The 15,065-nt window shown below is 54.5% G+C and carries 12 protein-coding genes; 5 read left to right on the top strand and 7 right to left on the bottom strand.

Features of this window, described 5'->3' with window-relative positions:
- Positions 1-248, top strand: a 248-nt coding sequence (locus tag KUC_RS19940) for a c-type cytochrome (protein WP_244264743.1), incomplete at its 5' end; no start/stop codon positions are given.
- A 102-nt stretch (positions 249-350) separates the two neighbouring features.
- Here the strand turns inward: KUC_RS19940 and rep are convergent.
- Complete coding sequence (rep, locus tag KUC_RS06005) at positions 351-2,420, bottom strand: DNA helicase Rep (protein ID WP_007112243.1); 2,070 nt, start codon at positions 2,418-2,420, stop codon at positions 351-353.
- A 96-nt stretch (positions 2,421-2,516) separates the two neighbouring features.
- On the opposite strand from rep, the gene KUC_RS06010 reads away from it, so the two are divergent.
- A complete protein-coding gene (locus KUC_RS06010; RefSeq protein ID WP_040479696.1) occupies positions 2,517-2,987 on the top strand; it encodes a tRNA (cytidine(34)-2'-O)-methyltransferase in 471 nt (156 codons plus the stop codon).
- On the opposite strand, the gene pyrE is transcribed toward KUC_RS06010, so the two are convergent.
- Positions 2,988-3,653, bottom strand: coding sequence for an orotate phosphoribosyltransferase (pyrE, locus tag KUC_RS06015; protein WP_007112245.1), 666 nt, complete (start codon positions 3,651-3,653; stop codon positions 2,988-2,990).
- 141 nt (positions 3,654-3,794) lie between these two features.
- On the opposite strand from pyrE, the gene KUC_RS06020 reads away from it, so the two are divergent.
- The gene (locus KUC_RS06020) at positions 3,795-4,562 is read left to right on the top strand and encodes an exodeoxyribonuclease III (RefSeq protein ID WP_007112246.1); all 768 of its coding nucleotides are present in this window, start codon (positions 3,795-3,797) and stop codon (positions 4,560-4,562) included.
- Positions 4,563-4,682: 120 nt separating this feature from the next.
- On the opposite strand, the gene rph is transcribed toward KUC_RS06020, so the two are convergent.
- Positions 4,683-5,405, bottom strand: a complete 723-nt coding sequence (rph, locus tag KUC_RS06025) for a ribonuclease PH (protein ID WP_176459027.1) — start codon at positions 5,403-5,405, stop codon at positions 4,683-4,685.
- A gap of 161 nt (positions 5,406-5,566) precedes the next feature.
- Between rph and KUC_RS06030 the strand changes: the two genes are divergently transcribed.
- Together KUC_RS06030 and KUC_RS06035 are read left to right on the top strand one after the other, a co-directional pair.
- On the top strand, positions 5,567-6,445 hold the full coding sequence (locus tag KUC_RS06030) for a YicC/YloC family endoribonuclease (protein ID WP_007112248.1): 879 nt from the start codon (positions 5,567-5,569) through the stop codon (positions 6,443-6,445).
- A 5-nt stretch (positions 6,446-6,450) separates the two neighbouring features.
- Positions 6,451-7,308: a protein NO VEIN domain-containing protein gene (locus tag KUC_RS06035; RefSeq protein ID WP_050804810.1), complete on the top strand. Its 858-nt coding sequence runs from the start codon at positions 6,451-6,453 to the stop codon at positions 7,306-7,308.
- A gap of 101 nt (positions 7,309-7,409) precedes the next feature.
- Here the strand turns inward: KUC_RS06035 and KUC_RS06040 are convergent, their stop codons facing one another.
- From KUC_RS06040 to KUC_RS06055, 4 genes are read right to left on the bottom strand one after another with little or no spacing between them, the layout of a single operon-like run.
- Positions 7,410-10,940 carry an AAA domain-containing protein gene (locus KUC_RS06040; RefSeq protein WP_007112250.1) on the bottom strand — a complete coding sequence of 1,177 codons (3,531 nt, stop codon included), beginning with the start codon at positions 10,938-10,940 and terminating at the stop codon, positions 7,410-7,412.
- A complete protein-coding gene (locus tag KUC_RS06045; protein ID WP_040479701.1) occupies positions 10,937-12,352 on the bottom strand; it encodes a restriction endonuclease subunit S in 1,416 nt (471 codons plus the stop codon). Before KUC_RS06045 ends, KUC_RS06040 begins: the two co-directional genes overlap by 4 nt.
- Positions 12,349-13,920: a class I SAM-dependent DNA methyltransferase gene (locus tag KUC_RS06050; RefSeq protein ID WP_007112253.1), complete on the bottom strand. Its 1,572-nt coding sequence runs from the start codon at positions 13,918-13,920 to the stop codon at positions 12,349-12,351. Before KUC_RS06050 ends, KUC_RS06045 begins: the two co-directional genes overlap by 4 nt.
- Positions 13,921-13,938: 18 nt before the next feature.
- The gene (locus KUC_RS06055) at positions 13,939-15,009 is read right to left on the bottom strand and encodes a Fic family protein (RefSeq protein ID WP_007112254.1); all 1,071 of its coding nucleotides are present in this window, start codon (positions 15,007-15,009) and stop codon (positions 13,939-13,941) included.
- Between the last annotated feature and the right edge of the window lie 56 nt (positions 15,010-15,065).

The following is a 15,065-nucleotide window of genomic DNA, read 5'->3' on the forward strand; positions in this document are numbered from 1 at the left end:
GCGGCTTAGACGGCGAAGCCCTGTACGCAAGCTCTGGCTGTGTGGCTTGCCACGCCTCGGGCGTAGCCGGTTCACCAGTGTTGGGCGATGCGGATGCGTGGGCTGCGCGTCTAGAGAAAGGTACTGATGAACTTTATGCCAGCGCTATCAATGGTATTGGTGCAATGCCAGCCAAAGGCGGCAACCCCAACCTTGCTGATGAAGAAGTGATGGCGATTGTTGATTACATGGTGGCTGAAGTTGAGTAATCGCTAGTAAGGATGTCACTTAAATAGCGTATCTATCTTATCCACAGGGTGTTTTAGCCACTGCCCTGTGGATATTCTTTTTTATAATTTCAGTTTTATCATTCACCCCAGCAGCGAACGCAGCCCAGCAATGGCGTCTTTGCCTCGGGCCTGTTTCTTATCCGGATCTTCTTTATCCGCACGGCCTTCCCACTCTAAATCCTCCCCAGGCAGCTCGTCTAAAAAGCGACTCGGCTGGCAGTCCATCAGTTCACCATAAGCTTTCCGCTGGCGGGCAAGCGTCAAGGTTAGCGTACGTCGCGCCCGGGTGATGCCCACATAGGCCAAGCGCCGCTCCTCTTCGACGGTGCCTACTTCGATGGCGTTGCGGTGGGGCAGAAGATCCTCTTCCAAGCCCATTAAATAGACGTGGGGGAACTCGAGACCTTTAGAGGCGTGCATGGTGAGCAGCTGCACTCTATCCGAGTCGTCCTCTTCCGCCTGCTGCTCTAGAATGTCGCGCAGCACCAGGCGTGAAATAGCCGCTTGAACGCCGTCGGTTTCGGTCTCGGTGGAGTCAGTATCATCCTCTGGATCGCGGTTGAGCGATTTTTCTAGTTGGTCGATTAGAATCCACACGTTGGCCATGCGGCGTTCGGCAACGGTGGGCGCGCTGGCGTTTTGATACAGCCAGGCCTCGTAATCCATATCCCGCAGCATGTCGCGAATGGCGGCAATGGCATCACCTTGATCCATACGCTTACGCACACCATCGATGAAATGGGTAAAGCGGCTTAAGCGCTCCGTAGCTCGGGTCGGCAATACCTGCTCTAACCCAAGCTCATGGCAGGCAGCGAACAGCGAAATGGAGCGCTCTGTAGCGTAGTTGGCGAGTTTCTCTATCGTTCCAGGGCCCACTTCACGGCGCGGCACGTTCACAATACGTAAAAAGGCGTTGTCATCTGCAGGGTTAATCAACAGGCGGAGGTAAGCCATGGCATCTTTAATCTCGTTGCGGGAGAAAAACGATGTGCCACCGGAGAGCTTGTAAGGAATCTGGTAGTGCTGCAGCTTAAGCTCCAGCAAACGGGCCTGGAAGTTACCGCGATAAAGCACCGCAAAGTCCCGCCATTCGGCCTTCTCTTTGATACGCCGGGTGAGCATTTCGCTGGCGACCCGCTCGGACTCAGCCTCTTCATGGCGGTTCACGATCACCCGTATCGGCGCGCCATCGCCCATATCCGACCACAGAGTCTTCTCGTAAACGTGGGGGTTATTTGCGATCAGCGTGTTGGCGGCGCGCAATATCGTGGCAGTAGAGCGGTAGTTCTGCTCCAGCTTGATCACTTTCAAGCGCGGGAAATCTTCCCCCAGGGTAATCAGGTTTTCAGGGCGGGCGCCGCGCCAGGCGTAGATCGACTGGTCATCGTCGCCGACCACGGTAAAGGTGGAGCGCTCCGCCATGAGTAGTTTCACCAACAGATACTGGGAAACGTTGGTGTCCTGGTACTCATCCACCAGCATATAGTGGATTTTGCGCCGCCAGCGCTCTAGCGCTTCTGGGTCGCGCTGTAGCAGCACTACCGGCAGCAGAATCAGGTCATCAAAATCCACCGCGTTATAGGCTTTTAGGTGGCGCACGTAGGCTTCATACACCCGAGCGGCAAAGTGCTCATCGTCATCCGCAGCAAACGAGAGTGCGTCGCTAGGCAGCACTAAGTCATTCTTCCAGGTGGAGATTTTGCTCTGTACGGCGTTGATCTGCTCGGCATCCACCTGGGCATCTTTGTTCATTAAATCCCGCAGCAGCGCCTTGGCGTCTTCCGGATCAAATAGCGAAAAGCCCGGCTTGTAGCCGAGGGTTTTTAGCTCACCGCGGATAATATTCAGCCCCAGGGTGTGGAAGGTGGAGACCGTAAGCCCGTGGCCCTCTTTGCCGTGGAGCATCTGGCCCACGCGCTCTTTCATTTCCCGGGCGGCTTTATTAGTAAACGTTACCGCAGCGATCTTACGCGCGCTCATCCCACACTCTTGCACCAAGTAGGCAATTTTGGTGGTGATCACGCTGGTTTTACCGGAGCCTGCGCCCGCCAGCACCAGGCAGGGGCCATCGATATAACGCACCGCTTCCTGCTGGCGCGGGTTTAGCCCTTTAATGCGACTAAGAATGCTCTTGGGCGTTGCAGGCGTCATGGCGTGGGTGATCCTCTGCGAGAGTTGCTAGGCGATTTCGATTACAATCGGCGGCGCTTAGTAAAAGCATAATGGGCGAACAATAGGCAGGTGGCGATGTTTGAAGTAGCGCTTTTTGAACCGCGTATGGCGCCCAATACGGGCAATATTATGCGCTTGGTGGCCAATAACGGCTGCCGTTTGCACCTGATTGAGCCGCTTGGCTTCGACCTGGAAGAGAAAAAGCTGCGCCGGGCCGGGCTGGATTATCGTGATCTTGATAACGTCACTCGCCACGCGGATTTTAGCGCCTTTCAACAGGCGATGCAGGGGCGGCGCATCTGGGCGATCACCACCAAGGGTACGCGCAGCTACAGCGATGCCGACTTTGCCCCCGGCGATGTGCTGCTGTTCGGTTCGGAAACCGGCGGGCTTTCACCCCAGGTGCATGAAGCGCTCCCTGCCGAGCAAAAACTGCGTTTGCCCATGCAGCCCAATAACCGTAGCCTGAACCTCTCTAACGCGGTAGCTATTGTGAGCTACGAAGCGTGGCGCCAGCAAGGTTTCGCTGGCGCAGGTTCGGTCTAATCAGTTAGCAATGCCGTAACTGTCGCGATAGGCTCTAATGGCTTCGGCGTAGGCGAACATTTCGCCACCAGCATGCTCTTCAAGGTAAGTGAGCACTTGCTCTAAGGTGACAATGCTGACCACTGGCATGGCGTACTGGGTCTGCACTTCCTGAATGGCGCTCTGCTCACCCTGGCCGCGCTCCTGGCGATCTAGCGCAATGATCACGCCCGCGGCGTGGGCTCCGCTCTGCTCAATCAGTGTCATCACTTCGCGAATCGCGGTGCCTGCGGTGATGACGTCATCAATAATCAGAATATCGCCAGAAAGCGGTGCGCCGACAATATTGCCGCCTTCACCGTGGGTTTTGGCTTCTTTGCGGTTAAAGGCGTAGGGCATATCCCGGTCATGATGATCGGCCAGCGCCGCTGCCGTGACGGCGGCCAGGGGTATGCCTTTGTACGCCGGGCCAAACAGCACATCAGCGTTTAAGTCGCTATCGACAATCGCCTGGGCGTAAAAACGCCCCAGTTTGGCTAGCGCACGCCCAGTCTGAAACAAACCGGCGTTGAAAAAGTAAGGGCTAACGCGGCCAGATTTAAGCGTAAACTCGCCAAACTTAAGCACGCCCTGCTCAATGGCAAAGTCAATGAAATCGCGCTGGTAGGGTTGTAGAGTGGTGGCCACGGCATTCCTCACTAGGCATTAGGTTTAAATCGGCACGAAAGCAACAATAAAAGTAGGGTAAATGGCAAGTTTTACTAGCTGCCTTTACCCAAACGTCTAAACGTCGGGTATCATACAGCAGCGACGCAAAAGGGACGATTTATGAAAATTGCCAGCATCAATGTCAATGGTATTCGTGATGCCGTCGATCGTGGCTTCCTGGACTGGCTGGCTCAGCAGGATGTCGACGTGGTCTGCGTGCAGAACATCAAGGCAAAAAGTTTTGAACTGGGTGACCACATTCTGTATCCGGAAGGCTATGAAGGCTATTTCCTGGATGCCGAAGAGGACGGTTTCTCCGGTGTGGCGCTCTATTGCCGCAAAATCCCCAAGGCGATTATGTATGGCCTAGGGTTTCCTCAGTGTGATCATGAAGGACGTTTTCTGCAGGCGGATTATGAACGCTTCAGTATCGTCTCCTTCCTGATGCCGGATGGAAGTGATCAAAAAGCCAAGCAGGCGTTTATGGAGCAGTACCAAGAGTACCTGACGAAGATGTCGCGCAAACGCCGCGAATATATCCTCTGCGGTACTTGGCATATTGCCCATAAAACCGTCGATTTGGCTAACTGGTCGGATAACCAGCTCACCTCGGGTTTCCGCCCGGAAGAGCGCGCCTGGATGGATCAGGTGCTTGGCCCCACCGGGTTTATTGACACCTTCCGCGAAATTAATCGCGATGCAGGTGAATATACCTGGTGGCCGAAGCTTGACCAAGACGTACCCCGTGAGCGCCAGGAAGGTTGGCGGATCGACTATCAGTTAGTCGGCCCCAACTTCCGCCGCCATGTGGTTGACGCGTGGATTGATTACGATGCGACCTTCTCCGAGTTCGCACCGCTAATCATTGAGTACGACCTAGCGCTGTAGGCGTTAGACAACGCACTTTTCCCGCGTCGCCCGTCACCCTTGCTGATTAGCCGGGGTGATACACAACAGGCCAGCTAAATGCTGGCCTGTTGTTTTTTTATGCCTTACGCTTCACCTTCATTAGCCGCGAATACCCAGCGCTTCGCGCTGCTTCTCGCGCAGCTCTCCACCGGCTGTTTCGGCTAAATCAAGCATTGTGTTCAGCTCGGCACGGGTAAAGGCGCCTGCCTCGGCGGTGCCCTGTACTTCGATCAGCTCGCCGCTTTCGGTCATTACCACGTTTAGGTCGGTATCGGCTTTGCTGTCTTCCGGGTAGTCCAGATCCAGCACCGGCACGCCTTTATAAATGCCCACGGAAATGGCGCTGACCAGCTGCTTAAAAGGGTCGCTTTTGATTTTCTTTTCGCGCTGCAAGTAGCGGATTGCATCCATCAACGCCACGCAGCCACCGGTAATCGCAGCGGTGCGCGTACCGCCATCGGCCTGGATCACATCGCAATCCACGGTGATGGTGAACTCACCGAGCTTTTTCAAATTCACCGCTGCGCGCAGGCTGCGACCAATCAAGCGCTGAATTTCCAACGTGCGGCCGCCTTGCTTGCCCTGGGTCGCTTCGCGGTTGCTGCGCGAGTGCGTCGCCCGGGGCAGCATGCCGTACTCAGCGGTTACCCAGCCCTGGTTCTTGCCGCGCAGCCAGCGCGGTACCGTGGCTTCTACGCTGGCATTACACAGCACTTTGGTATCACCAAACTCCACCAGCACGGAGCCTTCCGCATGGCGGGTGTAGTCGCGGGTTAAGCGAATGTCGCGGAGCTGGTCGGCCTCGCGGCCGCTGGGGCGCACAACATCAGGACGCTTAGCACTGCTCACAAATAGTACCTCTCAATAAACGCGTAACTAGGAAAAGCCCTCCATTGTACACGTCTGGGCGTGCGCTGATTGGCCTATCGGGTAGACTGGACGCAATGCTTTATGAACCGCTATTTACTTTATTAGGATAAATCATGGCCGCTTCCAGCCGCGTACACAGCATGACCGCTTTCGCCCGCACCGAGCAGGCCGCCACTTTCGGCACTTTGCAGGTGGAAATCCGCTCGGTGAACCAGCGCTATTTAGAACCCCATTTTCGCTTGCACGAAAGTCTGCGTGACTTAGATCCGATCCTGCGTGAAGCCCTGCGAGCCCGTTTAGCGCGGGGAAAAGTCGAATGCAGCGTGCGCTTTGAGAGCGCCGAAACCGCCCAAGCTCCCGCGGTTAATAGCACCCGCCTAGCCGCCATTGCGGATGCGCTAAGCGCCATCCAGCAGCAGGTGCCCAGCGCTGTGCCTCCCACCACGCTTGCGTTACTCAATCAGCCCGGTGTAATGGAAACCCAACATCTCGACCAGGATGCCATCAAAGCCGCTGCCAAAGCGCTGTTCGGCCAAGCGCTGAATGAACTGATTGACGCCCGCGCCCGTGAAGGTGACAAGCTCGCCGAGATGATCACCTCTCGCCTGACAGCCGTTAGCGAGCAAGTGGACACCGTGCGCAGCCTGCTGCCGCAGATTTTAGAGCGCCAGCGCGCCCAACTGCTGGAACGCCTTGAGGTCGCCAAAACCGAACTCGACCCCCAGCGCCTGGAGGCCGAGCTGGTATTGGTGGCGCAAAAAGCCGATGTGGATGAAGAGCTAGACCGCCTAACGGCGCATATCGAAGAAGTAAGCCACCAGCTCGCTCAGAAAGGCCCCAAAGGCCGCCGTCTGGACTTCCTGATGCAGGAGCTCAACCGTGAAGCTAACACGCTCTCGTCTAAATCCGTGGTCGCTGAAACCACCCGCTGCGCGGTGGAGCTGAAGGTGTTGATCGAACAGATGCGGGAACAGATTCAGAATATTGAGTGATGAGCATGAGTCGAGCGATACCCTGGAGTGCAAGCGAGGTAGAGGCAACCGTTGCCACCTACCGGCAGATGCTGGTGGCGGAGCTAAGCGGGCAACGCTATAACAAGCGTGAGCTCAATCGAGCGCTCATGGCACGGCTCGATGGCCGCTCGGCTGGCGCCATAGAGTTCAAGCACGCCAATATCAGCGCGGTGTTGCGCGATGCCAACTGCCCCTATGTCGATGGCTATAAGCCACGCAGCAACTACCAACAAAGCCTAGTCGAGGTGGTTGAGGAACTGTTGCTGCGAAGCGAACTCTTTGATCGAGCGGCGCGCTTGGCCGCCGACCTTCCGGTAGTCGATACCACCGGCACCGTGGACGAGCGCATCATCGTCGATCCTCCCAGAACGACACCGCCGCAACAAGGCGTTCGGGAATTCCATGCCGACTATTCAGTGCGCCCGCCGCAAAAACGCGACTACTTGGCGCGGGAAACCCGCAACCGCGAGCTGGGGCTAGCGGGCGAGCACTTAGTCATGCGTTTCGAGCAGCACCGCTTGATTCAAGTCGGCCAAGAAAAGCTTGCCGAGCGTGTCGAGCACGTTGCTATTACTCAAGGCGATGGACTGGGGTTCGATATTCGCTCGTTCGAACCTGATGGCCGCGACCGGCTGATCGAGGTTAAGACCACCGCCTTTGCCAAGGAGAGCGCGTTTTTCATCACGCCCAACGAGCTCGACTGCTCGCGTGCCCATTCGAATCACTACCACTTGTTCCGGCTGTTCAATTTTCGCAAGGGGCCGAAGCTCTTTTTCTTGAAAGGCGATCTTCGCGAACAGCTCTGGCTTGAGCCAGATAGCTATCGTGCGGGCGTGCGTTGAGCCAGATGGTCGAGCAAAGCAGCGAACATCTGGCGCTGGAGGCGTTTGGTTAAATCCATCTATTGGCTTTATGAAGATAGACTCGGCCCAAAGCAGGTTTCTTATACAGTGTTTTCGGGATGCTGATTCCTGACGCGTTTCTCCAGGGCTTCGCGCTGAAGCTTCAACTCTTCCATCAGTTCGCCGCTGTAAAGTATCGATGTTTCCATGTTTCTGTATGGTCCGTGACGCGCAGCGCAGGCCCAGTTGTAGGAGCCCGCACACATAACGTGATCATCGACCATGACGAGTTTGCTGTGCACCTGGTTGACCACCTTCACCGTCACGTTGTCCTCGGCGAGCGCTTCGCAGCACCTTTCGAAGCGAGCCGCTTTCTGGTTATCCGTCTGGTCACCGTTAGCGGTATTGAAGCGATGGTCGGTATAGATCGTAACGGCAATGCCACGGGCAGTCGCCTTCCGCAGTGCTGTCAGTATTCCGGTTTCATCCAGGCGACTGTAGGAGATCCAGGGCGAGACCATGTCGAGGCGTGAGCTGACGTGTTCAAGCAGCTCCTTTATGCAGTCGTCATGCTCCTCGGCATCGTTGATCACTCGCGGCTTTCGACAAAGTTCGAGCAGATCGGGGCGTGCAATGCTGGCAGTAAATAGCAGTTCGTTTTCTTCACGACTGAACAGATACCGACCCAACAGGTGACGTGGCGTTCCCCGCGGGGCAGCGTCAATAACGTCCATATCGCCAAACACGAGAAAGCTGTCCTTGGCGCGTGAAACTGCCACGTTAAGAATCGACGGGTCATTATCGATAAAACTACCGTCGTCATGGCGTGAATATACTCCTGAAAACAGAACCACGGGGCGCTCCGCCCCTTGAAGCGCATGTACCGTGCCTACCGTCATTTCCGACTCGCCCCGGCCGACCTGGATATGCCGTGCTCGACACTCCTGCTCGATCAGGTTTGCCTGGGCCTTGAAGGGTGTCACTACGCCCACTATCTGTTCCAGCGGTTTGTCGTGTACCGATTCTAGCTGCTCGCGTTTGGCTGCCAGCCATTCGGCGACCGTGATCGCTTCTAGCCGGTTGACGCGGCTACCCGAAGGCGGTGTCTCGGCTCGGCCATCCACGTGCACATAGCCAAAGGGTGGCAGGTTGGGATCGATAGCCGAATTAGCGCGAAGCGGCTGCAGCAAGCCGCGATAGCAGAGGTCATTACAATAGGCAATAATGCTATTCAGACAGCGCCGATGCTCGCGCAGAAACATCCCCGGCTCGGCGCGTTCGAGATAATGGTGACGGCTGGCAGCTTGAGCAATGCGCATCACACTGCCATCGGTGACGCAGCGGCCATTTTCCTGCAAGCCCGTATAACCATCACTGTCAGACAGCAGGCCACGGTGGCGCAGGTTGCCGATATCCACGACTGCTGACATGTTGGCTACCGGTTTGATCTGGTGAATGTCTCCAATGGCAATTGCACGCTTCGCCAACGCCATGGAAGCGCCAGCCACATCGGGCGCGACTTGTCCGGCCTCGTCGAGAATGAGCAAATCAATCTCGTTAACCAGATATTCATCACGAAATTTACCGCTGCCATCAGGCACACCGTGTGTCATTTTCGACGGCAGCATATGCAGGGTCGATACGATGCACGGGGTCAATTTCATGCGTCGCCGCCAGCGAGGAATCACCGTCTTCTTTCCGGTTTTTTCTCGTATTGTTCCTAAGCTTTCCAGGTCTTTTTGCTGAGCAGCACAGTCTTCTAACCAGCGCGCTTCCCAATAGTGCATCGCAAGCTGAAACAGCCTGAAGCGCAGGGTGGTATCCAGCCCGGCATCCAGGGCTTCGAACGTCGTGGGGTTAGGCAGGTCGCTTTCAAGTTTCGCCCATAGTTGCTCCCAGTGGGCTCGGGTATTGGAAAGCTTTGCATTGAGCTGATGAAGCTCGGTCAAAACCTCTTTCTGCTGAGCAATGGCGTGTTGTTGCTGCGCCAACCACGATGTCAATGTGCCTTCGATAGCGTTGTGGTCAACTGCCTCACAGAGGTGTTTTCCGTCGGTACTGAACTGTTCGTCGATGACGATTTGGCGCTTTAATCGCCGCTTGTTCTTGAAAGGAGGCAATCTGCCCAGCAGTGTCATCAGCCAGGGCTCATCGGCACAACAGCGTCGCCAGCACTTCAAATCCTGTTCGACGCCAACCTGTTCCTCTTCAAGAGTTTGCAGGTTGGAAGCGGCGTCATCCATGGCTGTCGGCGATAGCGCATCTACCTGTGCCGTAATCGCCTGAAGCTCATTCCAGAAGGACTGATAACGGTTGAGTTCTGCCTCAAGGGTCGTCAACTGTTTGTGAAGCCGCTCTTTGACGGTTTCGACGTAGAGCAGGCTGTCATCTTCGAGCGCCTGGCGCGCCATGTTGAGAAACGCTGCCTCAGCCTGCTCGACATGCTCTGGACGTTCGAACTCCTGATAGAACGACTGAGTCTGGTACGTAACGCCAGCTTCGGCCTCTCTTTTTTTTGATGCGAAGTAACCGCCAAAGCTTTTGAGCCCCGGCAGCCAACGCTGCCCCATCAATGTCGTGTCCAGCTCCATACCCTGAGCGAAGGCATCCAGAATGTTGGTTACCGCCTGATTATTGGTGGATGCGGCCATGATCAGCGGCGGCTCATCCTCCGCCAGCGCCGCTTTCACCCAAAGCGAGGCCACCACGGAAAGCACGAAGGTGGTCTTGCCGGTTCCGGGCGGACCGTTGATGGCTAAGAGCTCTCCTTCTCCCATCGCCATGACCTGAGCAAGAGCATCGCGCTGCGCAGGCGCCAGCGGATAAGCTCGCCCAGCATGGCCCAGCCGAGTCGAAAAGCTGTCCGACGCCGACAGGCATGGCGCGTCGTGGGCATGACAGGCCAGCGCATAGGTGTCTAATAGTGGCACCGACTCTTTTGTCTGCGAAAGCCAGTCATACAGCGCCAGGATATGTTTCGAGGCGCCACCGCTCGAGTCCACTTTGGCCAGGCGCGGCTGTTCTGCGTCAACAAATCCTTCCGTAATCCGCTCCGTCGGGCAAAGCGTCTTGAAAAGTTTGCGCGAGATTTCGTAATAAGACTGCCACAGTTCAGCATGCGACGATGCTGCCTTACTGGGCACCCATGCATTCGCCTCCGATTCCGACAGTGTCTCCGGTTTGGTCTTCGATAAAAAACGATCCTGCGCATCGACGTCATTGAGCGTAAAGCGCTCGTCCGCTTGCGGGCTCAATAGATCTCGGGGTATCACTGGCGGATCTGCCGGCAGAAGGTGACCTTCCTGGGTCACCCAAAGTCCGCACACCAGCGGTGATAATACATCCGGGTACAACGCCTCTCGCTTCTTGCCGTGCGATTCGAGTGCCTTGTAAATCACAGGCCGCAACACAACGCGGACTGCCTGCACGCTCTCTGGCTCTCCGTGAAAAAGCCTTTTTAGAACCTGTGCATCCTTCAAAAAGCCGGTTTCATAAACGCTTCGCTCAATCTTGTGGGCCTGCTTGAGCTCACTCTCCTTCAGAGCGCCTTGGCCGCTTTCGCTATCTGCCAGCGAATCTCGCCAATAAGCGGCCCACTGCTGCGATTTAAAGTGGAGAGTAGTCCCTGTCATACCGTTGCCTTTTTCCTTGTACGTTTTGCTGGCGTTTTCGTCGCCCGCTCTGCCTTGATGCGTTCCAGCAGGGCGGAGGCAGAGTTCTCACCGCTGATGAGCTCTGGGTTGTCTTTGCGCCACTGCTCGGTGAACTCGCCGCGAAACGCTTTGGCGAGGATGGATTGGGTGAGGTTATTCACTCGCGCCAGCGCTTGATTCACCTCCTGCTCGATACGGTCGGCGTGGGCGAAGAGCTGATCAACATGGCGGACGATTTCGGTTTGTTCCTCGCATGGAGGCTTGGGGAGTGGGATTTCTAAAAGAGCTTTCTGTCCAATATTTCGCATCGACATTTGATTGCCAGTTGAGCGCCCTTGGATTTCCTGACGTCCACTTATAGAACGGAGGAATATGTTAGCCCATAACTTATCCCCATCTTTCATTTCCAAACGAAGGACCTTATCACTGAGCATGAGATTTTTCGTCACCTTGTGAACGATCACAGGATTGCCCAGCAACTCGATTGTATTAGCTCTTGATATTAGAAAGTCACCAACTTTTATCCTTCGCGTTTCGAGAAACAGGCTGTTTTGGGGCAATGTTTTGCTCTGTTTCTCATCGTAGATACCCCAAGTAACTGCGCTGATCTTGATGATGCCAAACTCACCTTCGTTGGGTGGTGTTTCAATGCATTTTAGGTTCTTACCGGATTCGATTTTATCGACGAGCCCTCCTAGAGTTATTTTGGCCCATCCAGTCAGGTCACTAGTCCCCCGCCACTCCTCCGTCAACCGCCCACTCACCGCCGCTGCCAGCACGGATTGGCGGAAGCGTTTGAGGATTTTCGGGATGCGCTCAAGGCGGGCTTGGGTGTTTTCCACCTGGGCCAGCAGGGTATCGAGTTTATCGGCGATGACTTTTTGTTCGGCGAGTGGGGGCAATGGAAAGGCAATATTCAAAAACTGCTGGTTTCTAAGATGGACTTGCGTCGCCCCAACTTTTTCACTTTTAACGATAAATCGATATTCTGAAGAATTTGAATACCAGACCAACAATTTCCGGTTCAAATAATTACTTATGTTTAATGAATACATCCCTTGAGTTATCAGCGCTTCCCCTTGACCCTTGTAATGCGCAATAAGTCCAAGAAAATCAGCTTTTTGAGATAAATCTCGAAGAGTTAAAAGGATAGCTCCAGGTGAAACCACCTTAGAGGCGTTAGAGCTTAAAAAATCTGATGGAATATAATTCGGTTTTTTCTTTAAACTAATTATACCATTTTTTTTGATATCCCCCTTGTTAAGAACTAAGGTTCCACTCTTGGTATAATCATTCCTTGTTGGGCTAGCTCCGCCAACCATTTCTAGAACCACATCAGAAATAGTTATCAAACTCCATTCGATTGGAAGATTACAGGTAGCCAAGCTCATTTCTCTAACGTCTCCAGTAGCAAATCAAGCTCCCTCAATGCTGCTGCCAGCTCCTCTTTTGCCTCAATAGCCAGCATTTCCGGCGCGGGCAGATTGGCGGCATCCACGCTGTCGCTGTCTTTTAGCCAGCTGATATCCAGCGAGTCGCCTTTGTGCTCGGCAATCCACGCGCGGCTAAAACAGCGCCAGCGGCTGTGAATCATGCGCTCGTCAACGCCCTGGTTTTCGTCGGTGGCTTTGGTGGTTTCCGGCAGTTCGATCTTATCGGAATGGAAACTCCACTCGCCTTCTTGGCGTTTACTTAGGCCATTAGGACTGTCACCAAAGACGGCCTCAAATGGCTTCAAGTGCTGCTCGCCAAAGGGGGTACGCTTGCCAAAGCTCGGCATGTTGGTGCGCAGGTCGTAGACCCACACATTTTCGGAGCAGCCGGTATCCTGGTATTTATCCGTGGCGCTGCCTTTGGTGAAGAACAGCACGTTGGTTTTGACGCCCTGAGCGTAAAAAATACCGGTGGGCAGGCGCAAAATGGTGTGCAGGTTGCACTTATCCATCAGGTCGCGGCGCACCTCGGTACCTACGCCCGCTTCGAATAGCACGTTATCCGGTAGTACCACGGCGGCGCGGCCACTGGGTTTTAGGTTGCGGTAAATATGCTGCAGAAAGGCAAGCTGCTTGTTGTTGGTTTTAAACGTCAGGTCGTCTCGGGTAATGCTGGCGTCGCCGCCCTTGCTGGTGCCAAAGGGCGGGTTGGCCAGTATGACATCGGCTTTGGCGAGGCTTGCGCCCGCTTGGCCCAGGGCGTTGCCGAGATGCACCACGCCTTCGTCATCGCCTTCCATGCCGTGTAGCAGGCAGTTCATTAACGCCAGGCGGCGGGTGCCGGGCACCAGTTCAATGCCTACAAAGGCTTTGTTTTGCTGAAAAAGCTGCTGCTGGGCGTCCAGATCAGCTAGGTCGTCGGTGTGCTCTTTAATGTACTGGTCGGCAGCGGTTAAAAAGCCCGCCGTACCCGCCGCCGGGTCTTGAATAATCTCACTATGCTGGGGTTTTAAGCAGCGCACCATGCTGTTGATCAGTGCGCGGGGTGTGAAGTACTGACCCGCACCGGATTTGGTTTCGTTGGCGTTTTTCTCCAGCAGCCCCTCGTATAAATCGCCCAGGCCATCTTGTTGGGCGTTGAACCAATCGATTTGATCAAGTGCTACGACCATCTGTCTTAAATGCCGCGGCTCTCTGAGGCGAGTTTGTGCATCGGCGTAAACAGCTGTTATCAATGGGTCGTTATGTATTTGATTGCCTTGGCTGTCTTTGCCCGTCGATAAAGCGAGCAAAATTCGTTTATACGTTTCGAGCAGGTTCTGACCATCTTTGCTGTTCAGATCCGTCCAGCGGCAGCCTTCCGGCAGTGGGTGCTTTTTCAGGGTGCCCGCTTCGGTGTTCTCATGCACCATCTTGATAAACAGCAGCAGCACCAGCTCGGTGACGTAGTCGGAGTAGTTGATGCCGTCATCGCGCAGTACGTCACACAGGTTCCAGAGTTTTTGAACGATGTCGTTGTGGGTCACGTTTGTTTCCAAGTTGATTTAACCGCGCTCAAGAAAAAGGGCCATCAGCGGTGTATTGATATAAAAGTTGCTGCGACCTACTTTGGTTTTATCCAGTAGGCCAGTGCTTACCAATTCTTCTAGGTACTTAGTAGCGGTGATGCGGCTAACGCCTAAATCGTCCATCACAAATTCAATTTTGGTGTAGGGGTGATTAAACAGGTTGTTAAGCAGCTCCTGTCGATAAATTTTGGGACACTCCTCGCGCATTCTGTGCTTTGTGTGTTGCATCAGCTCGCGAATGTGGCCGATTAAGTCGATGGTTTGCTGAGCCGTTTGGCTTACCCCTTCCAGCATGTAAAGCAACCAGGGCTCCCAGTTGCCGGTGTTTCTGACTGCTTGCAGCTCTTCGTAGTAGCGCGCCTTGGTCTGGATTAGATAGCGGCTGAGGTAAAGCACGGGCAGGTCGAGTAGGTCTTTGGCAACCAGGTACAGCATATTGATGATTCGTCCTGTTCTACCATTACCGTCGTAGAACGGGTGAATGCTTTCAAATTGATGGTGAATGATCGCCATTTTGACCAGTGGGTCGGCATCGCAAAGGGTGTCATCATTGATGTAAGCCACTAGGTTTTCGATTAAATCGACGATTACCTGTGCGGACTGAGGTGGTTCGTAAACCACTTCGCCAGTTGCTTGGTTTTTTAGTGCCGTACCCGGTAGTTTGCGTAAGCCTGCGCGATTTTTCTCAAGCGTTTCCTGAATAACGAGAATGTCATTGAGGCGAAGTAAACGGCTGTGCCGAACGCTGTTGAACCCGGCGCGTAGGGCAGTAGCATAATCCTGAACTTCTTTGGTTTCGGGAGCTATGCTGGCTTCATCGGCTACCACTGCCCGATAAAGGTCATCCTGAGTGGTAATGATATTTTCAATTTCAGAGCTATGCCGTGCTTCCTGCAGTGTGAGCGTGTTGATCAGGATTTCTTCATTGGGAATAGTCGCGGCAACGCCTTTAAGCTCGGCCAGGTAACGGTGCGCCTGAGCCGCTTGTTTCAATACAGCTCGGGTTTCCCACTGCTCTATGGCATCAAGAGGAAGGGATGGCAGCACGGTTAATCCTTTTAATGTATAGAAAAAAGAAAAATCTATACATATCTAACGTCATA

Origin of the sequence: Vreelandella boliviensis LC1 (assembly GCF_000236035.1) — a bacterium.
In the GTDB taxonomy this organism is placed as follows: Bacteria; Pseudomonadota; Gammaproteobacteria; order Pseudomonadales; family Halomonadaceae; genus Vreelandella; species Vreelandella boliviensis.